This window comes from Agromyces albus, from assembly GCF_004134825.1.
GTDB lineage: Bacteria > Actinomycetota > Actinomycetes > Actinomycetales > Microbacteriaceae > Agromyces > Agromyces albus.
In genome coordinates, this window is sequence record NZ_SDPN01000008.1 from 70,744 (window position 1) to 93,494 (window position 22,751).

Annotated in this window: 25 protein-coding genes; 10 read left to right on the top strand and 15 right to left on the bottom strand. The window is 68.6% G+C overall.

Features of this window, described 5'->3' with window-relative positions; translation table 11 throughout:
• Window positions 1-66: 66 nt before the first annotated feature.
• On the bottom strand, window positions 67-651 hold the full coding sequence (locus ESP51_RS06295) for a TetR/AcrR family transcriptional regulator (protein WP_129520049.1): 585 nt from the start codon (window positions 649-651) through the stop codon (window positions 67-69).
• Between the two features lie 99 nt (window positions 652-750).
• Here ESP51_RS06295 and ESP51_RS06300 point away from each other — a divergent pair, with 99 nt between their 5' ends.
• Complete coding sequence (locus tag ESP51_RS06300) at window positions 751-1,059, top strand: putative antibiotic biosynthesis monooxygenase (RefSeq protein ID WP_129520050.1); 309 nt, start codon at window positions 751-753, stop codon at window positions 1,057-1,059.
• Window positions 1,060-1,064: 5 nt separating this feature from the next.
• On the opposite strand, the gene ESP51_RS06305 is transcribed toward ESP51_RS06300, so the two are convergent.
• A complete protein-coding gene (locus tag ESP51_RS06305) occupies window positions 1,065-1,814 on the bottom strand; it encodes a DUF1353 domain-containing protein (RefSeq protein ID WP_129520051.1) in 750 nt (249 codons plus the stop codon).
• A 39-nt stretch (window positions 1,815-1,853) separates the two neighbouring features.
• A complete protein-coding gene (locus ESP51_RS06310) occupies window positions 1,854-2,774 on the bottom strand; it encodes an AEC family transporter (protein WP_129520052.1) in 921 nt (306 codons plus the stop codon).
• 194 nt (window positions 2,775-2,968) lie between these two features.
• Here ESP51_RS06310 and ESP51_RS06315 point away from each other — a divergent pair, with 194 nt between their 5' ends.
• A complete protein-coding gene (locus ESP51_RS06315) occupies window positions 2,969-5,413 on the top strand; it encodes a phosphoketolase family protein (protein ID WP_129520053.1) in 2,445 nt (814 codons plus the stop codon).
• 18 nt (window positions 5,414-5,431) lie between these two features.
• Here ESP51_RS06315 and ESP51_RS06320 read toward each other — a convergent pair whose 3' ends face one another.
• The 7 genes from ESP51_RS06320 to melA all read right to left on the bottom strand — a co-directional run bounded on the left by ESP51_RS06320 (window position 5,432) and on the right by melA (window position 11,264).
• The gene (locus tag ESP51_RS06320) at window positions 5,432-6,421 is read right to left on the bottom strand and encodes an aldo/keto reductase (RefSeq protein WP_129520054.1); all 990 of its coding nucleotides are present in this window, start codon (window positions 6,419-6,421) and stop codon (window positions 5,432-5,434) included.
• A 175-nt stretch (window positions 6,422-6,596) separates the two neighbouring features.
• Complete coding sequence (locus ESP51_RS06325; protein ID WP_129520055.1) at window positions 6,597-7,505, bottom strand: PhzF family phenazine biosynthesis protein; 909 nt, start codon at window positions 7,503-7,505, stop codon at window positions 6,597-6,599.
• A gap of 68 nt (window positions 7,506-7,573) precedes the next feature.
• A complete protein-coding gene (locus ESP51_RS06330) occupies window positions 7,574-8,179 on the bottom strand; it encodes a hypothetical protein (protein WP_129520056.1) in 606 nt (201 codons plus the stop codon).
• Window positions 8,180-8,316: 137 nt separating this feature from the next.
• The gene (locus tag ESP51_RS06335; RefSeq protein WP_129520057.1) at window positions 8,317-8,763 is read right to left on the bottom strand and encodes a VOC family protein; all 447 of its coding nucleotides are present in this window, start codon (window positions 8,761-8,763) and stop codon (window positions 8,317-8,319) included.
• Window positions 8,764-8,798: 35 nt separating this feature from the next.
• Window positions 8,799-9,272 (bottom strand): SRPBCC family protein, encoded by a 474-nt coding sequence (locus ESP51_RS06340; RefSeq protein ID WP_129520058.1) that lies wholly within the window; start codon window positions 9,270-9,272, stop codon window positions 8,799-8,801.
• A complete protein-coding gene (locus ESP51_RS06345; protein WP_129520059.1) occupies window positions 9,269-9,670 on the bottom strand; it encodes an ArsR/SmtB family transcription factor in 402 nt (133 codons plus the stop codon). Before ESP51_RS06345 ends, ESP51_RS06340 begins: the two co-directional genes overlap by 4 nt.
• Before the next feature lie 151 nt (window positions 9,671-9,821).
• Window positions 9,822-11,264, bottom strand: coding sequence for an alpha-galactosidase (gene melA / locus ESP51_RS06350; RefSeq protein WP_129520060.1), 1,443 nt, complete (start codon window positions 11,262-11,264; stop codon window positions 9,822-9,824).
• Window positions 11,265-11,354: 90 nt separating this feature from the next.
• On the opposite strand from melA, the gene ESP51_RS06355 reads away from it, so the two are divergent.
• The 5 genes from ESP51_RS06355 (at window position 11,355) to ESP51_RS06375 (ending at window position 16,770) form a co-directional block, all read left to right on the top strand.
• Window positions 11,355-12,278 carry a helix-turn-helix domain-containing protein gene (locus ESP51_RS06355; protein ID WP_129520061.1) on the top strand — a complete coding sequence of 308 codons (924 nt, stop codon included), beginning with the start codon at window positions 11,355-11,357 and terminating at the stop codon, window positions 12,276-12,278.
• A gap of 69 nt (window positions 12,279-12,347) precedes the next feature.
• On the top strand, window positions 12,348-12,785 hold the full coding sequence (locus ESP51_RS06360; RefSeq protein ID WP_129520062.1) for a VOC family protein: 438 nt from the start codon (window positions 12,348-12,350) through the stop codon (window positions 12,783-12,785).
• A gap of 75 nt (window positions 12,786-12,860) precedes the next feature.
• Window positions 12,861-13,313, top strand: a complete 453-nt coding sequence (locus ESP51_RS06365; RefSeq protein ID WP_129520063.1) for a VanZ family protein — start codon at window positions 12,861-12,863, stop codon at window positions 13,311-13,313.
• A gap of 182 nt (window positions 13,314-13,495) precedes the next feature.
• Entirely contained in the window at window positions 13,496-15,640 is a 2,145-nt protein-coding gene (locus ESP51_RS06370; protein WP_129520064.1) for an amylo-alpha-1,6-glucosidase, read from the top strand.
• Entirely contained in the window at window positions 15,637-16,770 is a 1,134-nt protein-coding gene (locus tag ESP51_RS06375; RefSeq protein ID WP_129520065.1) for a glycosyltransferase, read from the top strand. The genes ESP51_RS06370 and ESP51_RS06375 overlap by 4 nt, the downstream gene beginning before the upstream one ends.
• 18 nt (window positions 16,771-16,788) lie before the next feature.
• Here ESP51_RS06375 and ESP51_RS06380 read toward each other — a convergent pair whose 3' ends face one another.
• From ESP51_RS06380 to ESP51_RS06395, 4 genes are all read right to left on the bottom strand, one after another.
• Window positions 16,789-17,103: a TFIIB-type zinc ribbon-containing protein gene (locus tag ESP51_RS06380; RefSeq protein WP_129520066.1), complete on the bottom strand. Its 315-nt coding sequence runs from the start codon at window positions 17,101-17,103 to the stop codon at window positions 16,789-16,791.
• Between the two features lie 207 nt (window positions 17,104-17,310).
• A complete protein-coding gene (locus tag ESP51_RS06385; RefSeq protein WP_129520067.1) occupies window positions 17,311-17,517 on the bottom strand; it encodes a cold-shock protein in 207 nt (68 codons plus the stop codon).
• Window positions 17,518-17,662: 145 nt separating this feature from the next.
• The gene (locus ESP51_RS06390) at window positions 17,663-18,757 is read right to left on the bottom strand and encodes a fatty acid desaturase family protein (RefSeq protein ID WP_422386831.1); all 1,095 of its coding nucleotides are present in this window, start codon (window positions 18,755-18,757) and stop codon (window positions 17,663-17,665) included.
• A gap of 184 nt (window positions 18,758-18,941) precedes the next feature.
• A complete protein-coding gene (locus tag ESP51_RS06395) occupies window positions 18,942-19,580 on the bottom strand; it encodes a UdgX family uracil-DNA binding protein (protein ID WP_129520069.1) in 639 nt (212 codons plus the stop codon).
• A gap of 137 nt (window positions 19,581-19,717) precedes the next feature.
• Between ESP51_RS06395 and ESP51_RS06400 the strand changes: the two genes are divergently transcribed.
• Entirely contained in the window at window positions 19,718-20,584 is an 867-nt protein-coding gene (locus ESP51_RS06400; RefSeq protein ID WP_129520070.1) for an NAD-dependent epimerase/dehydratase family protein, read from the top strand.
• Between the two features lie 66 nt (window positions 20,585-20,650).
• Here ESP51_RS06400 and ESP51_RS06405 read toward each other — a convergent pair whose 3' ends face one another.
• The gene (locus ESP51_RS06405) at window positions 20,651-20,854 is read right to left on the bottom strand and encodes a cold-shock protein (RefSeq protein ID WP_129520071.1); all 204 of its coding nucleotides are present in this window, start codon (window positions 20,852-20,854) and stop codon (window positions 20,651-20,653) included.
• Window positions 20,855-21,183: 329 nt separating this feature from the next.
• On the opposite strand from ESP51_RS06405, the gene ESP51_RS06410 reads away from it, so the two are divergent.
• On the top strand, window positions 21,184-21,984 hold the full coding sequence (locus ESP51_RS06410; protein ID WP_129520072.1) for a sulfite exporter TauE/SafE family protein: 801 nt from the start codon (window positions 21,184-21,186) through the stop codon (window positions 21,982-21,984).
• Window positions 21,985-21,993: 9 nt separating this feature from the next.
• Window positions 21,994-22,734: an NINE protein gene (locus ESP51_RS06415; RefSeq protein WP_129520073.1), complete on the top strand. Its 741-nt coding sequence runs from the start codon at window positions 21,994-21,996 to the stop codon at window positions 22,732-22,734.
• The last annotated feature ends 17 nt before the right edge of the window (window positions 22,735-22,751 follow it).

Genomic DNA, 22,751 nt, shown 5'->3' on the forward strand with positions numbered 1-22,751 from the left:
GGCGTATCGAAACCACCACCCCGGGCAATGTGGTTTCGATACGCGTCGCGCTCCGCGCGGCGCTACTCAACCACCGGGCAGCGCAGCGCGAGCGATCGCGACCGTGGTCTTCACGATGAAGGCTCGGCGCTCGGCCGTGCGCCCGGCACTCGCACCGACGAGGTACCCGTCGAGGTGCGCGAGCACCGGCCACGCGTTCACGAGGGTCACGATCGTGAGGAGGATTTCTCCCGCCATCGCGCGGTCGACGCCCGGCAGCAGCTCCTGGAAGCGCTGCACTTTCGCGTCGTGGTACGCGACCCGCGCCGCGTCGGTGGCGGCGGCGCCGCGTTCGAGGCCCTCCCAGAACACGAGTCGCGGGATGGTGGTGTCGGCGAGGTGATGGTCGAACAGGCGCCCGGCGTAGTCGCCCGCCGCCTCGGGCCCCTCCCCGGTCATCGGCACCTCGTCCATCATCGCCCGCAGGCGGGTGCCGAGCACCGTGGCGAAGAGCTCGTCCTTCTTGCCGAAGTACTGGTAGATGCGCTCCTTGTTGACGCCGGCGGATGCCGCGATCCGGTCGATGCGCGCGCCCGCGAGCCCGTGCGCGCTGAACTCCGCCGTCGCCGCGTCGAGCAGGAGGCGCTTCGTGCGCTCGGTGTCCCAGGCCATGTCGCCCAGTCTATCTATTTCCAACTGGATAGTTGCGAAATACTCCAGGGCGTGATTCACTTACAACTATTCAGTTGGAAACATCGAGGAGCACACCACATGACCACCGAATCCATCGCCACCGACTCCGCGACCCCGCCCGCCGTCGGGCCGGCCGTCACGCCCGCTTCCGCGCCGGCCGGGCCGCCCTCGGTGCACGTGCGCGCCGTCATCACGTGGCTCGCCATCTTCCCGCTCGTCGCGATCGGCATGCTCGCGATGGCGCCGATCTCCGAGTCGTGGCATCCGGTGCTGCGCGCCTTCGTGCTGACGCTCATCGTCGTGCCGCTCGCGGTCTACCTCGTCGTGCCGCAGCTCATGCGCGGGTACGGCGCGCTGCGCCGCCGCGCGCGTTCCGTGGTCGAGTAGCCGCGCTACTCAACCACCGGACCACCGGGGGGTCGCACCGTCGGCCGCAGCACGCCCGCGGGATCACCACCGCTCACGAGCTCGACGAGCGCTTCGAGCAGCCGGAACGGCACGAGCGCCGCGACGTGCACGAGGAACAGCGGCCCCACGACCGCGAGTGAGAACGTGAGCAGGAGCTGCAGCGGCGCGAGCCTCGCCCAGGGCACCGCGGCGAGCGCGGGCACGAGCACGAGCGCCAGCCACGCGGGATTCCAGAAGGCCGCGACGGATGCCGCGAGCACGACGAGCGCCCCCACGACCGATTGCACGACCAGCAGCCACCCGAGCAGCCCGCCGTAAACGCGCTCGCGATCGGCCGAGACCCAGGCCCACATCAGCCATGCACGCAGCAGCGGCACCCGCTGCTCACGCAACGCCGTGCGGAACACCCGGTCGTCTTCCCGCCGCTGCGCGAGCGCGGCGGCTCGATCGCCGAGCTCGGCCGCGGCGATCGACTGCTCGTCATGCAGCACCGCGGGCGCCGACTGCCGCCCGTAGCTCGCGATGAATCCCCACAGCGGAGTCGGCACCGACGCGAGGTCGGTGACGGCGTGGGCTCCGGATGCCTCGGCGCGCGCCGGCACCCGATAGCGACGCCCCGAGACGGGGTCGAGGTACACGATGGGCGCGCGCAGCTCGAACCGGTAGCCGTCGGCGGGACGTTCGGCGAGCAGCAGCTCGTCGAGCGGCCGGCCGTCGTCGGTGAGGAACGGCATCGTGGTCTCCTTCGCTCTCGAACATCCTGCCGGGTGCGATCAGCCGAGCAGCAGCGCCACCGCGAAGAGCACCGGAACCGACCCGATCGTCGTGACGAACACCGTGTCGCGTGCGACGATCTCGCCCGTCTCGTAGCGCTGCGCGAAGACGAAGACGTTCTGCGCCGTCGGCAGTGCTGCGAGCACGGTGACCGCGTAGAGCTCGATGCCCGTGAGCCCGAACACGAACGCGCCCACCGCCCACGCGACGAGCGGCATCGCGAGGAGCTTCAGCGCCGCGGCGAAGAACACCTCGCCCCGGCCGCTGCCCGGCTCGAGGAGCCGTTGGCCGTGCAGCGACAAGCCGTAGGTGATGAGCATGAGCGGCACCGCCGCCTGCCCGATGAGCTGGATCGGCTCGATCACGATCGGCGGCAGCTCGAGCCCCGACACCGAGACGAGCACGCCGGCGAGCGAGCCGACGATGATCGGGTTCGAGATGGTCGAGCGCGCGATCGCCCACGCCGAGGTGTGGCCGTGCACCCGCGCACCGAGGATCGCGAGGGCCACCGGCGCGAACAACAGCAACTGCAGGAGCACGACCGGGGCGGAATACGCCGCGTCGCCCAGCATGTAGACCGCGATCGGGATGCCGAAGTTGTTGCCGTTCACGTATCCCGCCGAGAGCGAGCCGATCACGGTGCGCTCGATGCCGCGCCGCCACACGAAGAGCGACACGAGCCCGAAGATCAGCATCATGGCCACGGCCGCGATCGCCGAGACCGGCAGGAGCGCCGAGAACAGGGCGGCGACGTCGGCGGTGGCGAGCACCGAGAACAGCAGGAACGGCGCGAGCACGTTGAAGTTCAGCCGCGCGAGCATCGGGCGCGCCTCGGGGCCGAGCGTGCCCGTGCGGGCGGCGACGTAGCCGAGGAACACCGCGAGGGCGATGACGGCGAACCCGGTGAAGATCTGGATCACGCGCTCGGCCGTGTCGAGTGAGAGGTCGGCGCGGCGGTCATCGCCTTCGACGATACTCCGAGGTGCGGCGCGAGTGGTTTCGATACGCGGCCGGCTTCGCCGGGCGCTACTCAACCACCGGGGTCCGGCACTGGCGGGGGCTCGGGGGTCCGCCTAGGCTCGAAGGGCACACGGCGTCGAGGGCTGGGGGCGACATGACCGGGGCATTCGGGCACGGCGAGGTTTCCGAGATCGAGTCGGCCGAGGCATCCGTGCCCCTCGAACTCGTCGACGCATGGTGGCGGGCGGCGAACTACCTGAGCGTCGGGCAGATCTACCTCATCGACGACGCGTTGCTCGAGCGGCCGCTCGAACCCGGCGACATCAAGCCGCGGCTGCTCGGCCACTGGGGCACCTCCCCCGGCCTGAGCTTCGTCTACGCGCACCTCAATCGCGTGATCGTGGAGCGCGGCACGCCGACGCTCTACGTGTGCGGTCCCGGTCATGGCGGCCCGGCGATGGTCGCGAACACGTGGCTCGACGGCACCTACTCCGAGCTGTTCCCCGCGGTCTCGGCCGATGGCGCCGGCATGCAGCGCCTCTTCCGGCAATTCTCGTTCCCGGGCGGCATCCCTTCGCACGCGGCGCCCGAGACCCCCGGCTCCATCAACGAGGGCGGCGAGCTCGGCTACTCGCTCATGCACGCCTTCGGCGCGGCCCTCGACAACCCCGGGCTCGTGGTCGCGTGCGTCATCGGCGACGGCGAGGCCGAGACGGGCCCGCTCAACGCGAGCTGGCGCGCTCACGCGTTCCTCAACCCGCTCACCGACGGCGCAGTGCTGCCGATCCTGCACTTGAACGGCTTCAAGATCGCGAGCCCCACGCTGCTCGCTCGCATCCCCGAGACGGAGCTCGTCGACTTCCTGCGCGGCAACGGCTACGAGCCGATGCTCGTCACCGGCGGCTTCGACGGCGAAGATCCGATGCTCGTGCACGAACGCATGGCGTCGGCGATGGACGTCGCCTTCGACCGGTTCGAGCAGATCCGAGCGGATGCCGCCGACGGCGCGTTCACCGAGGAGGCCCCGCACTGGCCGTGCATCGTGCTGCGCACCCCCAAGGGCTGGACCGGGCCCGGCATCGTCGACGGCGTGCAGGTCGAGGGCACGTTCCACTCGCACCAGGTGCCGCTCGAGGGGGTGCGCGAGAACCCCGAGCACCTCGCGCTGCTCGAAGCCTGGTTGCGCTCCTACCGCCCCGACGAGCTGTTCGACAGCGAGGGGCGCCCGATCGCCGAGCTCGACGCGCTGCGCCCGCGTGGCGATCTGCGCATGAGTGCGAACCCGCGCGCGAACGGCGGCATCGAGCGGCCGCTCCGATTGCCCCCGACCGAGGAGTTCGCCGTCGAGTCGACCGATGCCGACGGCACGCGCGGCGCGACCGGCGAGGCGACGCGCGTGTTCGGATCCTGGCTCGCAGCGCTCCTGCGCGACAACCCCGACGACGTGCGGCTCTTCGGCCCCGACGAGGTGCTCTCGAACCGCCTCGGCGCCGTGTTCGACGTGACCGAGCGGGCCTGGGCCGGCGAGCTGCATCCGCTCGACGAGCACCTCTCCCGCGACGGCCGCGTCATCGAGGCGCTCAGCGAGCACCTCATGCAGGGGCTGCTCGAGGGCTACCTGCTCACGGGACGCCACGGCCTCATCACGAGCTATGAGGCGTTCATCCACATCGTCGACTCGATGTTCAACCAGCACGCGAAGTGGCTCGAGTCGGCGAAGGAAGTGCCATGGCGAGGGGATGTCGCCTCCCTCAACTACCTGCTGTCGTCGCATGTGTGGCGTCAGGACCACAACGGCTTCTCGCACCAGGATCCGGGGTTCCTGAACGTCGTCGTCAACAAGCAGGCCGAGATCGTGCGCGTCTACCTGCCGCCCGACGCGAACACCCTGCTCGCCACGATGCGACACGTCTTCGGCACCCGCAATCGCGTGAACGTCGTGGTCGCCGGCAAGCAGCCGCAGCAGCAGTGGCTCTCGCACGACGAGGCCGTCGCGCACGTCGCGGCCGGACTCGGCGTGTGGGCGTGGGCGGGCAACGAGCCCGGGTTCGACGCGGCCGACCCTGCGGCATCCGTTCCCGACGTCGTGATCGCGTGCGCCGGCGACGTGCCCACCATCGAGGCGGTGGCCGCGGCGCAGCTGCTGCGCGATCGGATGCCGCACCTCGCCGTGCGGCTCGTGAACATCGTCGACCTCATGCGGCTGCAGGACCCCTCGCACCACCCGCACGGCTTGCGAGACGCGCAGTTCGACGCGATCTTCACGCCCGGCGTTCCCGTGATCTTCGCGTTCCACGGATACGCGTCACTCGTGCACGAGCTCGCCTACCCGCGCGCCAGTCACGAGCAGCTGCACGTGCGCGGCTTCATCGAGAAGGGCACGACCACGACGCCGTTCGACATGCTGCACCTGAACGACCTCGACCGCTACCGGCTCGCGCTCGACGTGCTGCACCGGGTGCCCGGGCTCGCCGAGCGGCCCGGGGTCGCCGAGATCGCCGACGAGTGGCACGCCGCCCGCGAGGCCGCCCGCGCGTACGCGTACGAGCACGGCGAGGATCCGGAGTGGATCACGGGCTGGCGGTTCCGCGCAGGCTGATCCGACGGCCGCTGCGTGCTACCAGCGCTCGTGCACCTGCGCACGGATGTCGCGGTCGTAGAGCTCTCGCACGGCTGCGTCGAGGCTCGCGGGCAGCTCGAGCGACCCCGCCGCGGCGTTCGCGAGCGCCTGCTCGGGGGTGCGGGCGCCGGGGATGACCGAGCTGACGCCGGGCTGCTGCGCGATCCACGCGAGGGCCACTTGCGCGGCCGTGGCGTTCGGCGCCGCGGCGCGAGCGAGCTCGGTGAACTCGGCGGCGGCGCGCACCCCGGTGGCGTAGTCGACGCCCGAGAAGGTCTCGCCGACGTCGAACGACTCGCCGTGGCGGTTGAAGTTGCGGTGGTCGTCGGCGGCGAACTCGGTGTCGAGCGTGTAGCGCCCCGAGAGCAGCCCGCTCGCGAGCGGCACTCGCGCGATGATGCCGACGCCCGCCTGCTCTGCAGCGGGAAGCACCTCGTCGAGCGGCTTCAGCCGGAACGCGTTGAGGATGATCTGCACCGAGGCCACGTGCGGCCGGGCGATCGCCGCGAGTGCCTCGTCGACGCGCTCGACGCTCACGCCGTAGGCCGCGACGGCGCCCTCGTCGACGAGGGTGTCAAGTGCATCGTAGACGCGGTCGTCGCCGTAGACCGAGGTGGGCGGGCAGTGCAGCTGCACGAGATCGAGGGTGTCGACGCCGAGGTTCGCGCGGGAACGATCCGTCCAGGCCCGGAAGTTCGCGAGCGCGTAGTTGGCGTGCTCTTGCGGCATCCGACGCCCCATCTTCGTGGCGACCGTGACGCCCGAGCCGGGGTTGGCGCGCAGCCACTGCCCGATGAGCGATTCGCTGCGGCCGTCGCCGTAGACGTCGGCGGTGTCGAGGAACGTGACGCCCGACTCGTGGGCGGTGTCGAGCACGGCGAGCGCGTCGGCCTCGTCGACGTCGCCCCAGTCGGCGCCGAGCTGCCAGGTGCCGAGGCCGATCACCGAGACGGTGCGGCCCGTGCGGCCGAGAATGCGAGTCTGCATGGTGCTCCTGTGGTGATCGGATGTCGGATGCCGCGAACGAGCCTAGCGCCGGTGGTTGAGTAGCCCGCGAAGCAGGCGTATCGAAACCACCGGAGTGCGGGGAAGGTGGTTTCGATACGCGTCCGGCTTCGCCGGGCGCTACTCAACCACCGGGGTTGAGCGGCTTCGCCGGGCGCTACTCGCCCACCGGGGCGGCGATCGGCACCGCGCGCCCGCTCACGACGATGCCGCCCCGCTCGGGAATGTCGACCGTGAGCTCGCTCGGGCGGCGGACACGCCGGCCCTGCTCGATGACGATGCGTGCGGGAGGCTCGACGAGGCCGAGGCCGCGCAGGTAGCCGCCGACAGCCGCCGCAGCGGCGCCCGTGGCCGGATCCTCGGTGATGCGGCCCACGGGGAAGAGGTTGCGCGCCTCGAATCGTGCGACGACTTCGCCCGGCCCGCCGCTCGCGCTCCCCGCCGATCGGGCGCGCCGGGCGAGCGGACACAGCACCGTGACCGTCGCCGGCCAGCCCTGCGCGTTCATGAAGGCGCGCAACGCACCGGGATCGAACCGGAACGCATCGAACGTCGCCGTGTCGGCGAGCACGAGCACGGGATGCCAGTTGCCCGCGTACGCGAGCCACGGCGGGAAACCCGCGTCGAGATCGGTGCGGTCGAGGCCGAGCAGTTCGAGCAGCGCCTCGAGCACGAACTCGCCCAATGGCGCGAGCTCCGTGTCGACGCTCGTGAACGCGGCTCGCAGACCGTCGGCCCCGGCGGTGGTCTCGATCACGATCTCGCCGACGGGCGTGTCGAAGCGCACCGTGCCAGGGCCGGTGCGCTCGGCGAGCGCGATCGCCGTGGCGACGGTCGCGTGCCCGCAGAACGGCACCTCGGCGATCGGCGAGAAGAAGCGCACGACCTTGGCGCCACCCCGCTCACCGGTGATGAAGGCCGTCTCGGAGTAGTCGATCTCGGCGGCGATGCGCTGCATCGCGGCGTCGTCGAGGCCCGAGGCATCGAGCACCACGCCGGCCGGATTGCCGCCCTCCGGGTCGGCGGTGAAGGCCGCGTAGCGCAGGACCTCGGTGGCGTCGCTCATGCTCCGATGGTGGCACGAGCGAGCGGATGCCGCATCCGTTCGCACGGCCGCGGGCGCAAGCCTCGCACTCAGGCGTTCTTCGGCGGCGAGTACCGCGTCGCCGACCACGTGCCGCCGATCGCGCTTACCTTCGTGTCGTGGAACCCGTGCGCCCGCATGACCGCGCGCACCGCGGTGTCGCCCGGTGCGCTGGTCGCGCGGCCTCTGCCGTGCACGATCCAGACCGGCGCCACCCCGACGCCGCATTCACGCAGCCATCCGGGGAGCGAGACGAGCTCGGTCTCGGTGCGCACGACGGCCACGACGACCGCCGCCTCCCACGGCGCCACGCGTGCGGAATCCGACAGCGCATCGGTCAGTTCGATCATGGGCAGCTCACCGCGCACGGCGACGGTCTCACCGTGCGCGACGCCGAGCTTCTCGGCGAGCGTCGGCGCGGGCGTCGCGAGGGCCTTCGCCCAAGCGGATGCCGCGTCGCCGAGCTCGAACCGGAAGCGATCGCCGCCCGCTTCGAACTCCACGACGCCGTCGGCCGAGCCGATGTGCCGGAACTCGGAGCGCGGCACCTTCGCACGCCGGCCACCGCTCACCTCGAGTGCATCGGACTCGAGATGCAGCGTCACTGCTGTTCGCTCTCCCGCGTCGATCCAGAATGCCTTCGCCTGCCGCCCCATGCATCCCTCCCCCGGCTCATGATGGCCGCCTGCCAGCACCCGCGCAACCGGGGGCGCACAAGTGGTGGTCGCCGAGGGCGAGAACGGATGCCGCGGGCCGGCCTCGCGAGGAGGACGTGCCCGCGGCATCCGCTCGCTCAGGCCTCAGGGTCCTGGTCGGCGCCGAAGCGCTCTCGCCACTCGAGCGGGATGAGGGGACGCTCGGCCCGAACCTTGAGCTCCTGCACGGCCCACGAGTTGCCGTCGGGGTCTTCGAAGCCGAAGAACGTGCCGCCGTCGCGCGGGTCGATGACCTGCACTTCGCTCGCGTCGACGCCGCGCTCGAGCAGTTCCGCACGAGCGGCGTGCGCGTCGGCGACCACGAGCTGCAGGCCCTTCATCGATCCCGGTGCCATCTCCTGCTGTGCCGGCAGGGTGCCCATGACGATCGAGCAGCCGGAGCCGCGCGGGGTGAGCTGGGCGAATCGCATCTCACCCATCACGGTGTCATGGTCGAGGTCGAAGCCGACCTGGTCGCGGTAGAACTCGATCGCGCGGTCGAGGTCGCTCACCGGGAGGATCACGACTTCGAGGGTCCAGTCCATGGTGGTACTCCGTCTCTGGTTCGTGTGCTGACCGGTCAGGCGGCGACGAGCTCGTCGAGCCGCTCGTAGCCCTCGGTCACGCCCTGCTCCATGTTGCTCTGGATCATGCCGTCGCGAGCCTCGACGCTCGGGTAGACGGAGTGTGCGCGCAACCGCGTGCGGCCGTTGCCGAGGTCTTCGAACGTCATCGACTCGATGCTCACGACGTCGGGGAAGCCCTCGAACTCGAAGGTCTGGATGGCGAACTCGTTCTCGCGCACGGAGTGGAACACCCCGTTGAACGCGTAGGACTCGCCCTCGGCGTTGGTGTGCACGTAGCGGTAGCCGCCTTGCGTCGTGAAGTCCCAGCGCTTGACGTCCATGTCGTAGCCGCGCGGCCCGAGCCATTGCTTCACGAGCTCGGGGTCGCGGTGTGCGTTGAACACCGCGGCGACGGGTGCGTCGAACTCGCGCTCGATGTCGATGAAGGGCAGGCCCTCGGGGGCGGTGATGGTGACGGGGTTGGTCATGATTCCATTTCTTCCTGTGCGGTGCCGGCCGAAGTGCCGGCATCGGATGCCGCGGCGTCCGTGCCGCGAGAGGTGGCGAGCAACTCGTCCAGATTGCGGAACCGCTGCTCGTGGATCAGCCGGTATCGGTCGATCCACGCGGTGAGGGCCTGGAGGGCCCGGGCATCCAGGTGCACGGGTCGGCGTTGCGCGTCGCGCGTTCGCGTGACGAGCCCCGCCTGCTCGAGCACCTGGATGTGCTTCGAGACCGCTTGCTTCGTGATCTCGAATGGTTCGGCGAGTTCGTTGACCGTGGCCGGCCCTCGACTGAGGCGGGCGATGATGCCCCGGCGCACCGGGTCGGCCAGTGCCATGAAGGCACGGTCGAGGCGGTCGTCTGCGCTCGGATCCACGATCATCAACTCATTCCTTGATCAACCATTTGATTGATTACAAAGTACGCCGATCGGATGCCGCCGTCAAGTGTTGTCGGGAACGGGTTGCGAACACGAGAACCTCCGGGGATGGGGGCCTGTGACCAGCCACACCTACCCGGAGGTTCTCCTCACGTCAACCCCGAACCGCTACCGGCCTCATGTCCGAGTCGGCCGAAGGTTCGACATGCACTGATCGCGGACGAAGCGACTGGGGAAGCAGCGCGGCATGGGCAAGAAGGAGCTCATCGGTCATGGCGCGGATCTGGTCGAGGGTGAGCTTCGCCGCCGTCAGCGGATCGAGTGCCACCGCGTGATAGACATGCTCGATGTTCCCGGCGAGGGCAGCATGCACAGCGAGCGTCTGCACACCGATATTGGTACGGTTCAGGGCCGCGAGCTGCGGCGGCAGGCTGCCGATTGCAGTGGGCTGTACGCCGCTCCGGTCAACGACGCACGGCACCTCGACGCATGCGTCAGCAGGAAGGTTCTGAATGAGTCCCCTCGCGTTCGGTACGTTGCCGTACACAACTGTCGGCACTCCCGTGATCGCCGCGTTCACGATGCTGGCACCGTACTCGAGCGATGGTGAGAGGTCGGCCTTCAACCGTTCCAACTGATCATCGATATCACCCTTCTCATCATGGGCGAGGCAGATTTCGTAGTAGTCCCACCGCTCGGGGATGAACTGAAGCACCGTCTCCGGGTCCTTCCGGAAGTAGGGAAGATACTCCGAAGCATGGTGGCTCGATTCTGTCTCGAAGTAGCCGAAGGTGTTCATGAGGGCGGTACGCACCTGCTCGTTTCCCCCCTCGTAGTTGCTCATCACCTCGGCCACCTCGCTGTGGTCGCCATCGTCCTCGCTGAGGCCCCCGGCAGCAACACCGGTTCGGTGGCGCTCCGACATGATGCGGCGCAGCTCCGGGTACAGGTCCTCGCCGGCGCGCGAGAACTCGAGAATCCACGCCTGGTGGTTGATCCCGGCCGACAGGAAGGACACCTCCTCGTACGGGACACCCAGAGATCTTGCGAGCATATGCGTGGTGCCCTGCACGCTGTGGCACAGGCCGACGGCGTTCAGCCCCTTCGCGTTCAGGAAAGCCGTCGCCATCGCCATCGGATTGGCGTAGTTGATGAACTGCGCATTCGGGCACAATTCGAGCGCGTCCGAGACGATCGCCTCGTACGCCGGCACTGAACGCAGGAATCGGAAAACGCCTCCGGGGCCGACAGTGTCACCGACGGCTTGGTCGACTCCATACCGGCGCGGGATCTCGACGTCCCAGCGATAGGCATCGAGGCCGCCCACCTGGAAGGTGATGATGACGAAGTCCGCGTCGGCGAGTGCCTCGCGTCGATCGGTGGTCTCGACGACCGTCGCTTCGAACCCATGGTGGGCGATGAGGTCCCGCGCGGCGGTCGCAGTGCGGTGAACACGGTCCGCGTCAAGGTCCATGAGGGCGAAGGTGCTTCCCTGCAGTGCCGGGAAGCTGAGGATGTCGCCGATCAGGCGGAACGGGAAGACGAATCCCCCCGCTCCGATGATGGTGATCTTGGGATTGTGCGTCGTTGCAGTCATAGTGCGAGCCTAAGGTTCGGATTCTGGCATAACCTCCTCCTTTCATGTCTGACCGTCTTGAATTCTCAGCTGGCTCCGTAGACTGTCTGGATGAACGGTCGCGAGCAAGTGTCGAGACGACCGGGTTCCGTCGACTCAGCAGAGGAAGCGAGTGAAGGTCCCGAGCTGCACGGCGACAGCGCCGTCGTGGCTACCAGGACGCACCTCTGGATCCACCGTGGCGGCGCACCAGTGATGCCCCTCCCGCACCGCCACGACGACCTCGAGATCAACATCGTCCTGCGCGGAACCTTGGACTACCAGTTCGGCGGGACGCGGATCTCTGTTCCGGCCGGATCACTGGCTGTGTTCTGGGGCGCGACCCCACACCGCCTCGTCGCCACAGACGCCGGAGCGGACGGCGACATGTGCTGGATTCACGTGCCCCTGACGACCGTGCTGGGCTGGAACCTTCCTATGTCGGACCTGAGCGAGGTGCTGCTGAACCGGCCCATCATCGTGTCAGCGACCACGGTCGCCCGGGATCTGGAAGCCATGTTCGTCTCCTGGCAGCAGGAGGTGGGCATCGATGGTCTCGAGACGATTGCGCTACTCGAGGTCCAGGCACTCATCCGTCGCCTCCTCCACCGGCAACACCACGGCGGCGAGAAAACCTCGATCGAGACGACCCACCCTCTGAACATCTCGTCCGATTCGATGCGGGGCGTGACCGAGATGGCGCGGTTCACCGCGGCGCACTTTCGCAAGCCGATCTCGGCGGTGGACATCGCCTCGGCCGCAAACCTGAACCCCAACTACGCGACATCGCTCTTTCGCAGAGCAGTCGGCTCGACCATCGGCGAGTATCTCATTCGCTGCCGTGTAGCGGAGGCACAGCGTCTGCTCGTGACCACAACCATGACGACGAGCGAGGTCGCACACGCGGCTGGCTTCGGTTCTCAGAGCAGCTTCTACGCGCAGTTCACGAAGCGATGCGGAACCTCACCGGGCAGGTACCGTTCACGCTTGCTCTAGGGGTCGCGTGCGCGGGCCGGAGCGACGAGAATCGGCCGTGGCAATGACGTCGAGTCGAAAGGTCATCCCATGGTCACGCTCAACCCGTACCTCAACTTCCGCGGCAGCGCCCGAGAGGCGATGGAGTTCTACCAGTCGGTCTTCGGCGGCGAGCTGACGCTCAGCACCTTCGGCGACTTCCAGGCAAGCGAAGACCCGGCCGAGAAGGACCAGATCATGCACGGCCAGCTCGAAGCCGACGGCGGCATCGTGCTCATGGGTGCCGACGTACCGGCCGCCCTCGATCTCACGCCGGGCGACAACATCTCGGTGTCGCTCTCGGGCGGGCCCGACGACGACGCGACGCTGCGCGGCTACTTCGACAAGCTGTCGTCGACCGGAACGGTCACGGTTCCGCTCGAGGTCGCGCCGTGGGGCGACGCGTTCGGCATGTGCGTCGACAGCTTCGGCGTGCACTGGCTCGTGAACATCACGGCGAACGCGAACGTAGCGGCATCCGGCTCCTGATGAGCGGATGGCGCTCATAGGCCGTGCACTGCCGTGGGTCAGGCTGCTCGCAGGCTGACCCGGCACAGTGGAGCCATGCCCGCTCGCCGTCTCCTCCCGCTCCTCGGAGTGACGGCGGCGTATCTCGCGCTCGTCGCGTGGGCGACGCTCGGCCCTGCGCCGTGGCGAGCCGAGGGAAACCAGGCGCCCCTCGGCGTACTGAATCCGTCGATCTGGTTCGAGCGTGCGACGTGGTCGACGGGGTCGTCGTTCGAGTTCACCGCGAACATCCTGATGTTCGTGCCCGTCGGTGTGCTGTTCGCCATGCTGTTCGGCGCACGGCGCTGGATCATCGCGCTGGGCGCGGCGGCGCTGCTCACGTGCGCGATCGAGGTCGCGCAGATTCCGATCGACGACCGCATCTCCGACCCGCGTGACCTGCTCGCGAACACGGCGGGTGCCGTGATCGGCTTGGCGCTCGCGGGCATGGTCTGGATCGTCCGGTGGGCGTGGGTCGCCGGTGAGCGGGCGCTGGAGCGCTCCGTCTGACACGCGCTGAATCGCCTGCCCGACGCCCGCCGCCCGCTCTGCGCGCCTGCGGCTACACGCCCGAATCGCATCGGTCAATCCCCTATTGAGGCAGGGCATCGCCGCCTACCGTGTTACGAGACCCGAACTCGGTGCCCCGAACACGCGTTGCAGGGCGCCGCGCAAGACCCGAGTGGACGCCCATGACCGGTTGGAATGTCGACACGCTGGCACAATCAGCAGGAGCCGGCGCGATCACCATCGTGGAAGGCTCTGCCTTCTGCGTGTCGAGCTTCAACGGCGACATCCTCCCCGAACTTCCGCACGGCGTGTTCTTCCGCGACACGAGGCTCGTCTCGAGGTTGATGCTGCTCGTCGACGGGTCTCCCGTCGAACCGTTGTCGTCGCTGACGCCCGAGCCGTATCGCGCGGTCATGATCGGCCGGGCCGGCCACGTGCCCGGGCGGGCTGACACGCCGATCATCGTCGAACGCGACCGCCGAGTGGACGGCGGACTGCGCGAGGACATCACGCTGCAGAGCTTCTCGCGCGAACCGATCATCTGCCGGGTCGAAGTGGTGCTCGAAGCCGACTTCGCCGACATCTTCGAAGTGAAGGAAGGGCGCGCTCGCGGCACTCCCCGCCCGGCGAGCGATGCGCAGCCCGGCCGCCTCCGCATGGACTCGCTCGGCGACGGGGAAGGGCTCGGCGTGAGCATCTCGGCGCATGGCGGGTCGATCGTCGGGGATCGGCTCGTGTTCGACGTGATCCTCACGCCGCACGGCTCCTGGACCCGGCGGCTCCACCTGACGCCGACCGCGTACGGAGCGGACCTCGTCACCGGCCACACCTTCGAGGGGCCGTTCCACGAAGCGGAGCCGCTGCGCCGGTTCATGGCCTGGCATTCCGGGATCCCCGTTCCCTCTGTCGAGAACGACGAGATCGAGCGGGTCATCGTGCAGAGCCAGCGCGACCTCGGGGCGTTGCGGATCTTCAATCCCGATCATCCCGAGCGCGCAGTGGTGGCAGCAGGAGTGCCGTGGTTCATGGCGCTGTTCGGGCGCGACTCGTTGCTCACCGCCCTGATGTCGCTGCCGCTCGATCCGACGCTCGCACTCGGCACGCTGCAGACACTCGCCGACCTGCAGGGCGTCAAGCTCGAACCGTCCTCAGAGGAGCAACCGGGTCGCATCCTCCACGAGGTCCGCCTCGGGGCCACGACGAACCTCGCGCTCGGCGGCGGTTCGGTCTACTACGGCACCGTGGATGCCACTCCGCTCTTCGTCGTCGTGCTCGGCGAGCTCGCCCGCTGGGGCGGACTGCCCGATGATGCCGACGACCTCATCGCCGCCGCCGACAGGGCCCTCGAGTGGATCGATCGCGACGGGGATCGCGACAATGACGGGTTCGTCGAGTACGCCCGCCTGAACGAGCACGGGCTCATCAACCAGGGCTGGAAGGACTCGTGGGACGGCATCAACTTCGCCGACGGATCGCTCGCCGAGGCGCCGATCGCACTCTGCGAGGTGCAGGGGTACGCGTACGCCGCGTTCAGCGAGCGCGCGATGCTGGCGTCGATCCGCGGCCATGACGAATCGGCGCGAATCTGGGAGTCGAGGGCGAGCGCGCTGAAAGCCGAGTTCAACGCACAGTTCTGGATGCCCGATCGCAAGTACTTCGCCATCGCGCTCGACCGCGACAAGCGCCAGGTCGACGCCTGCGCTTCGAACATGGGACATTGCCTCTGGAGCGGGATCGTCGATGACGACAAAGCGGCGTACGTCGCCGAACGCCTGCTCTCCGACGAGATGTTCACCGGCTGGGGTGTGCGCACGCTCGCGTCGAACATGGGGGCCTACAACCCGGCGAGCTACCACAACGGCTCGGTCTGGCCGCACGACAATGCCATCGTCGCCGCGGGCCTCATGCGATACGGATTCGTCGAGGAGGCCGAGCGCATCGTCTTCGGGCTGTTCGATGCGGCGGGGTTCTTCAACGGGCGCCTGCCCGAGTTGTTCTGCGGATTCGACCGCAGCCAGTATCCCGAGCCGGTCTCCTACCCCGCGTCGTGCTCGCCGCAGGCCTGGGCGGCGGCGACGCCGTTCTCGCTGCTGCGCACGCTCCTCCGCTTCGACCCGTCGGTTCCGACCGGTGAGGTGTGGCTGGCGCCGATGGTGCCCGCCCGCTTCGGCGACCTCCGCCTGGAGAACGTCCCGTTGGCGGGCGCTCGCGTCTCGGTCGACGTCGAACGGGAAGGCGCCTCGATCACGGGCCTTCCGCCTGGCCTCGCCGTGCGTCATGAGCCCCGGCCATCGGCCAACGTCCGCACGCGAAGAGGGGCACGATGAGAATCGGCATCATCGCGCCCCCGTGGCTGCCCATCCCGCCGCCCGCGTACGGCGGCATCGAGTCGTTCGTCGACACCCTCGCCCGAGCACTGAGTGAAGCCGGTCACGACGTGCTCCTCGCCGCCTCACTCGACAGCACCTGTCCGGTGCCGAGGCTGTCGGGCTTCCAGCCCTCCGATCCGAAGACGATGGGGATCACCGCCTTCGAGCTGCGCCACCTCATTCGCGCATATGCGGCGCTCACCGACGTCGACGTGATCGTCGACAACACCCTCGCCGGGCCGGTCGTCGCGGCCTCCCGGTCGGGTGCCGCGCCCATCGTCGCCATCGCCCACGGGCCGTTCATGCCGATGATCCATGAGATCTACCGGGCGGCGTCACCGGATGTCTCGTTCGTGGCGATCTCCCAGCACCAGGCGTCGATGGCCGGCCCGGTGCGCATCGCCCGCGTCATTCACCACGGCATCCACGTCGAGGAGATCCCTCGCGGCCACGGCGGCACCTCCGCGTGCTTCGTCGGCCGGATGCATCCGGCGAAAGGCCTGCCCGAAGCCATCCGCACCGCCGCACTCGCCGGAATCCACCTCCGGATCGCCGCGAAGATGCGCGAGTCGACGGAATGCGCGTACTTCGAGGAGATGGTGCGCCCTGCACTCGGATCGAATGCGGAGTACCTCGGCGAGCTGTCGCGCGAGGAGAAGTACGCGCTCATGGGCGAATCGTGCGCGCTCGTCAATCCGATCCAATGGGACGAGCCGTTCGGACTCGTCATGATCGAGGCGCTCGCGACCGGCACGCCGGTGGTGGCGACCCCTCACGGGTCGGTACCCGAGCTCATCGAGGAGAGCCGGACCGGCTTCATCCGTTCGACGCCGGAACAACTCGCGCTCGCCCTGCAGCGCGTGAGCTCACTCGATCGCGAGCTGTGCCGCGCGACCGTCGAGAAGCGCTTCGCCGCGGCGAGGATGGCCGCCGACTACGTCGCCCTGTTCACGCAAGTGCTGCAGCGCCAGCCCCGCCTCGACACGCCGGGCGCGAAACGCCCTTCGACCGTGCGCCTCCCAGTCGGGCACGCGGGGCCGGCCGCTCCGACCGCCACGACCTCGGAACCGACGTCGCGCACCGCCTGACCAGGCGAGGGCGTCAGCTCAGTCGAAGAGCTCGGAGAGCCAGCTCTCCTTCTTCTTCCTGCGGTAACCCTGGTCTCCGTAGGGACGCTGCTCGACGCCGCGGCCGTAGCCGTCGTCGTAGGGCCGCTGGCCGTAGGCGGGAGCCTGCGGCTGTGCAGGAGGCACCGGGGCGGCAGGAGCGGCAGGAGCCGAGTACTCCGTCGAGGCGCGCTCGACGATCTTGTCGAGCTCGCCACGGTCGAGCCAGACACCGCGGCACGTCGGGCAGTAGTCGATCTCGATGCCGCTGCGTTCGCTCATCACGAGTACGGCTCCGTCATTGGGACACTGCATGGCTATTGCTCTCCTTCGGGGTTCTGGCTCGAGCCTAGAAATCCAAGCTGAAGAGAACCCGGATGTCGCACCGCCGCACGGCTGCTTCCGGAGGCGGTGAACGGTTAACTGCGCGAGCGGATGCCGTGCCGCACCTTTGAAGAGGCGCGGGCACCGGCATCCGCTCGTGGATCAGCGGCAGAGCCGCCGATCAATCACTAGCGAGAATTACGCGATAACGCGGATGTTCTCGGCCTGCAGGCCCTTGGGGCCGCGGGCGGTCTCGAATTCGACCTTCTGGTTCTCCTCGAGCGTGCGGTAGCCGCCCGACGTGATCGCGCTGAAGTGCGCGAAGACATCGGCGCTGCCGTCGTCGGGAGCGATGAAGCCGAAGCCCTTGTCGGCGTTGAACCACTTGACGGTTCCGGTTGCCATGTTATTTCCTTCTGTATTCATGCCACGCCGCTGAAGCGGCTGCAGCGTGCACGGCCTAGGGCCGTGCGGGGTTCCGGCGGCGACGTCCGACGCCGGAAGTTCTGGGTGCGTGTGTTCGTACGCATGTCTTTCATGTGTGCGGTGATCAGACCCTGCGGAACTGATTCACCATGGGGCAATCGAACGGATCGCGCGCGGCGAGGCCGACTCGGTTGAGGTAATTGATGACGATGCCGTAGGACTGCATCAGCGTCGTCTCGGTGTAGGGAACATCGACCGTGCGGCAGTGCTCGCGCACGATCTCGCGTGCCTTGGCGAGGTGCGGCCGGGGCATGTTCGGGAACAGGTGGTGCTCGACCTGGTAGTTGAGCCCGCCGAGGAGCGCGCTCGCCCAGATGCCGCCCGAGACGTTGCGCGAGGTGAGCACCTGCTTCGAGAAGAAGTCGAGCTTCACGTCTTCGGCGATGATCGGCATGCCCTTGTGGTTCGGCGCGAACGCGGCGCCCATGTAGACACCGAAGACGGCGAGCTGAACGCCGAGGAAGGCGAACGCCATGCCGAGCGGCAGCACCCAGAAGATCGCGCCGAGGTACACCGTGAAGCGAGCGGCGATGAGGCTCAGCTCGATCCAGCGACCCTTCACAGGCCCCCGCTCGAACAACGTGCCGATCGACCGGTAGTGCAGGTTGATGCCCTCGAGCGTCAGGAGCGGGAAGAACAGGTAGCCCTGCTTGCGCGTGATGAGTGCCATGAGGCCCCGCTGCTTCGCGGCATCCTTCTCCATGAAGGAGATGGTGTCGAAGTCGATGTCGGGGTCTTTGCCGACCTTGTTGGGGTTGGCGTGGTGCCTCGTGTGCTTCGTCATCCACCACGAGTAGCTGATGCCGACGACGCCGGCGGCGAGGATGCGGCCGACTCGGTCGTTGTTCGGCCCCGACTCGAGTACCTGACGGTGGGATGCCTCGTGGGCGAGGAACGCGAACTGCGTGAAGATGAGGCCGAGGGCACCGGCGATGAGCAACTGGAACCACGAGTCACCCAAGAGGATGAAGCCCGTGGTCGCGCCGCCGAGTGCGAGCGTGAGGATTGAGATGACGGCGAGGTAGAACCAGCGGGTGCGGTTCAGGAGTCCGGACTCGCGAACGACCCGGGAGAGGGCGGTGTAACTACGCGTGATATCCGCGTCGCCGGTGCGGGGCTTCGTCGCCCGGATCGCACCGAGGGTTTCGGTGTGAGAGATGTTTACGTCCCAGCTGGTCGTCGACTTCCCAGCCGTGTCTCGCGGGTAACCACCCGCTTGTAGATGTTCTGACTCTAGCCGGTCCGCATGGGAGGGTGCTGGGAAATCTCGAGCCTGTGGAAAACGAGGCGATCTCCCCGGGTCGACAGATTCCCGTGAGCGCATATGTTGCGGAAGCCGGCGGTCACTTGGCGGCATTGCTCGCAGCCCTCAAATCGATGACGAACGCGTCGAAGGCGGCCTCGCGTTCGGGCTTCTCGCGCACCCTCAGCACGGAGGACGGATGCGTCGTGATGAGCACGGGCGCGGGCACCCCTTCGGGCGCATCGAGCAGCACACCGCGCACCTTCCCGATCACGACCGCGCGGCCCATCACCGAGCGTGCGGCGGTGGCGCCGAGGCACACCACGACACGCGGATGCACGGCGTCGAACTCCGCCTGCAGCCACGGATGGCACGCGACGATGTGGCCGACGGCCGGCTTCGCATGGATACGGCGCTTGCCGCGCTGGTCGAATCGGAAGTGCTTGACCGCGTTCGTGAGGTAGACGCGCTCGGGGTCGATCCCGGCCGCGATGAGGGCGTCTTCGAGCACGCGGCCTGCCGGGCCGACGAACGGCTCGCCGGCGAGGTCCTCCTGGTCGCCGGGCTGTTCGCCGACGAGCATCATCGTGGCGTCGGGGGTTCCTCGCGAGAACACGGCCTGGGTCGCGTTCTGCCACAGCTCGCAGCCGCGACATCCGTCGACCGCCGCGTCGAGCACGGAGAGTTCCCGCGATTCGGGAACCCAGCCCTCGGCGCCCGGTCGCTCCGCATCCGTCATATCGCGAGCGTACGCACGGTCGATTCGCGGCGTGAAGCCCGTTGCATCCGCGGCCGCTGCGTGTTAACGCCGCACCGGTGGTCGACCGTCGCTGCGAGCCGCCCCCATGGTCGAGACCACCTGCGAGACTGGGTCGCATGCAGATCGCCGTCACCGGAGGCTCGGGCAAGCTCGGCCGCACCGTCGTACAGTCCCTTCGCGATGAGGGCCATGAGGTGATCAACCTCGACCGGTACGGCGAGCGCGGCACGTTCACGAGGGTCGACCTCACCGACTACGGCCAGGTGGTCGACGCGATCGCCGGAGTCGACGACCGCCACAGCGGCATCGACGCGATCGTGCACCTCGGCGCGATCCCTGCACCGGGGCTCGCGAGCGACGTCGCGACGTTCCACAACAACATGCTGTCGACGTTCAACGTCTTCCAGGCCGCGAAGCGACTCGGCATCCGCCGCATCGTCTACGCCTCGAGCGAGACGGTGCTCGGCCTGCCGTTCGAGACGCCGCCGCCGTACATCCCCGTCGACGAGGAGTACGCAGCCCGCCCCGAGAGCACGTACTCTCTCGTGAAACACCTCGAGGAACAGCTCGCGATCGAGCTCGTGCGCTGGGACCCCGAGCTCTCGATCACGGCGCTGCGCTTCTCGAACGTCATGGACCCCGACGACTACGCCGCGTTCCCCTCCTTCGACGCTGACGCGACGATGCGCAAGTGGAATCTCTGGGGGTACATCGACGGCCGCGACGGAGCCCAGGCGGTGAGCCGCGCGCTCGAGAAGGCGCTGCCCGGCTTCGAGCGGTTCATCATCGCCGCAGCCGACACCGTGATGTCTCGGCCCAACGCCGAACTCGTCGCCGAGGTCTTCCCGGGAGTGCCGGTGCGCGGTGAGCTCGGCGAGCACGACACGATGCTCTCGATCGACAAGGCGCGGCGGATGCTCGGCTTCGAGCCGCGTCACTCCTGGCGCGACGAGGTGACGGATGCCGCGGCATCCGTCGACTGAACAGCGAACGCCGCATCCGCACGGAAGGCCCGTGCGGATACGGCGTTCGAGTGGTGCTGTGCCGGCTTAGAGCCCGCGGATGTTCTCGGCCTGGAGACCCTTGGGGCCCTGTGCGACCTCGAACTCGACCTTCTGGCCTTCTTCGAGCGAACGGTAGCCGTTGCCCGTGATGGCGCTGAAGTGCGCGAAGACGTCGGCGCTGCCGTCGTCAGGAGCGATGAAGCCGAAGCCCTTTTCGGCGTTGAACCACTTGACGGTTCCGGTTGCCATACTGCTGTCCTTCTGTCGTATGGGCCGCTGATGCGAACCCGATTGCGATCGACGGTCGATCGCGACTCCGGTGGCGGGTGCCGCCGAAGCAGGGGCGAGGGGCGGGGGTGCGCTCTGGCATCCGCCGTCTCGTATCGGTCATGCCGCGCGGATCGTGCCGCCTCCGGGCAATCAGGTGGAGGCGCGGGCGAATGCCCGCTTGATGGAGGAATCGTTGACGTTACCCTATCGGGTTCCGTTCAGGTTCACACGATACGCGACCGTTACATGACGACGGAAGTCCACGCCCGAAATCCGCGTAACGGCAGGCCCTCGTCTACAGTGGGCGGGTGAACTCCGCCGCCGCGCCTGCGCCTCCTGCACGCGCGTCCTGGCTGCGGCTCGCCCTCATCGGCGCCGCCGGCGGACTGCTCTCAGGGGCGTTCGGGGTCGGCGGCGGCCTCCTCATGGTGCCGCTCCTCATCGCCTTCGCCGCCATGGACCAGCGCCGAGCTTCGGCTACGTCGCTCGCGGCGATCGTGCCGGCGGCGATCGCAGGATCGTTCACCTATTTCGTCAACGGCGAGGTCGACCTCCTCGTCGCCCTCTTCGTCGCGGCGGGCGGTGTGGTCGGCTCGTGGCTCGGCGCGCTGCTCCTGCGTCGACTCTCCTTGGGCTGGCTGCGCTGGATGTTCATCGCGCTGCTCCTCGGGGTCGCGCTGCGCATGCTGCTCATCGTGCCCGAGCGGGGCGACCGGCAACTCGACCTCGAGTTCGGCACCGCCATCGCCATGGTCGCGCTCGGGCTCGTGATCGGCGTCGCCGCCGGACTCTTCGGCGTCGGCGGCGGCGTCATCATGGTGCCGGCGTTCATCGCCCTGCTCGGCATGGGCGACCTCGCCGCGAAGGGCACCTCGCTCGCCGTCATGATCCCCACGGCGACGAGCGGCACGATTACGAGCGCTCGCGGTGGCGTCGTCGACGTGCGCGCGGGCCTCGTCGTCGGCATCGCCGCGACGTTGGCCTCCATCCCGGGCGTCGCGCTCGCGTTCCTGCTCTCGCCCGAGTGGTCGTCGTGGCTGTTCGCGGCCCTCGTGGTCGTGGCCGCCATCCAGTTGTCAGTTCGGGCTATTCGGTTGCAGAGGAAGTGAGGAGCGAGCGTGTCATCTGAGCGACGACCGTCAGCGGGTTGGTACGACGATATGACGGATGCCGCGGTGCTGCGGTATTGGGACGGCAACGCCTGGACCCCGCACACCGCGCCCAAGCCCGCCGATGCCGCTCCGGCTCCGCTCGGCGAGGTCTCGGGGGTCGCATTCGAGTCCGAGGCGATTGCGGCGCCGGCGGTGGGCCACTCCATGATCGACGCCGCCACGATCGACGCTTCCACGATCGGCGCTTCCACGATCGGGTCGGCGACGATCACGTCGTCGGCGATCGAAGAGGCGACGATGGTGCGCCAGCTGCCGGCATCCCCGCTCGTCACCGCGCCCGACGGTCGAAACCCCGACGAGCACACGACGGTGCCGCTCCCGCCCGAGCACCAGGACGGCGCGGCATCCGGGCCAACCTTCTCATACGACGCCTACCGCAGCGCCGGCCGCACGTTCATCACGACGTGGCTCTTCGCGCTGCTGCTCGGGTACTGGGGCGCCGACCGGTTCTACCTCGGCAAGATCGGCACCGCGATCCTGAAGCTCGTCACCCTTGGCGGGCTCGGTGTCTGGGTGCTCGTCGACCTGCTGCTCGTGCTGTTCGGCGCGCAGCGCGACCGCGACGGCCGGCCGCTCGAGGGCTTCGAGGAGCACAAGCGCATCGCGTGGATCGTCACCGGCGGGCTCGTCGGGCTCGGCATCGTGTCGGCCGTGATCTCGGGCATCGTCGCCGCCGTCGTGCGCTGAACCAGGCGCCGTCAGCG

Bases quoted from the DNA above. Each gene is read 5' to 3' on its own strand.
- ESP51_RS06295 (WP_129520049.1), bottom strand. From the start codon at position 651: ATGGCCTGGGACACCGAGCGCACGAAGCGCCTCCTGCTCGACGCGGCG.
- ESP51_RS06300 (WP_129520050.1), top strand. From the start codon at position 751: ATGACCACCGAATCCATCGCCACCGACTCCGCGACCCCGCCCGCCGTC.
- ESP51_RS06305 (WP_129520051.1), bottom strand. From the start codon at position 1,814: ATGCCGTTCCTCACCGACGACGGCCGGCCGCTCGACGAGCTGCTGCTC.
- ESP51_RS06315 (WP_129520053.1), top strand. From the start codon at position 2,969: ATGACCGGGGCATTCGGGCACGGCGAGGTTTCCGAGATCGAGTCGGCC.
- ESP51_RS06320 (WP_129520054.1), bottom strand. From the start codon at position 6,421: ATGCAGACTCGCATTCTCGGCCGCACGGGCCGCACCGTCTCGGTGATC.
- ESP51_RS06325 (WP_129520055.1), bottom strand. From the start codon at position 7,505: ATGAGCGACGCCACCGAGGTCCTGCGCTACGCGGCCTTCACCGCCGAC.
- ESP51_RS06330 (WP_129520056.1), bottom strand. From the start codon at position 8,179: ATGGGGCGGCAGGCGAAGGCATTCTGGATCGACGCGGGAGAGCGAACA.
- ESP51_RS06335 (WP_129520057.1), bottom strand. From the start codon at position 8,763: ATGGACTGGACCCTCGAAGTCGTGATCCTCCCGGTGAGCGACCTCGAC.
- ESP51_RS06340 (WP_129520058.1), bottom strand. From the start codon at position 9,272: ATGACCAACCCCGTCACCATCACCGCCCCCGAGGGCCTGCCCTTCATC.
- ESP51_RS06345 (WP_129520059.1), bottom strand. From the start codon at position 9,670: ATGATCGTGGATCCGAGCGCAGACGACCGCCTCGACCGTGCCTTCATG.
- melA (WP_129520060.1), bottom strand. From the start codon at position 11,264: ATGACTGCAACGACGCACAATCCCAAGATCACCATCATCGGAGCGGGG.
- ESP51_RS06355 (WP_129520061.1), top strand. From the start codon at position 11,355: ATGAACGGTCGCGAGCAAGTGTCGAGACGACCGGGTTCCGTCGACTCA.
- ESP51_RS06360 (WP_129520062.1), top strand. From the start codon at position 12,348: ATGGTCACGCTCAACCCGTACCTCAACTTCCGCGGCAGCGCCCGAGAG.
- ESP51_RS06365 (WP_129520063.1), top strand. From the start codon at position 12,861: ATGCCCGCTCGCCGTCTCCTCCCGCTCCTCGGAGTGACGGCGGCGTAT.
- ESP51_RS06370 (WP_129520064.1), top strand. From the start codon at position 13,496: ATGACCGGTTGGAATGTCGACACGCTGGCACAATCAGCAGGAGCCGGC.
- ESP51_RS06375 (WP_129520065.1), top strand. From the start codon at position 15,637: ATGAGAATCGGCATCATCGCGCCCCCGTGGCTGCCCATCCCGCCGCCC.
- ESP51_RS06380 (WP_129520066.1), bottom strand. From the start codon at position 17,103: ATGCAGTGTCCCAATGACGGAGCCGTACTCGTGATGAGCGAACGCAGC.
- ESP51_RS06385 (WP_129520067.1), bottom strand. From the start codon at position 17,517: ATGGCAACCGGAACCGTCAAGTGGTTCAACGCCGACAAGGGCTTCGGC.
- ESP51_RS06395 (WP_129520069.1), bottom strand. From the start codon at position 19,580: ATGACGGATGCGGAGCGACCGGGCGCCGAGGGCTGGGTTCCCGAATCG.
- ESP51_RS06400 (WP_129520070.1), top strand. From the start codon at position 19,718: ATGCAGATCGCCGTCACCGGAGGCTCGGGCAAGCTCGGCCGCACCGTC.
- ESP51_RS06405 (WP_129520071.1), bottom strand. From the start codon at position 20,854: ATGGCAACCGGAACCGTCAAGTGGTTCAACGCCGAAAAGGGCTTCGGC.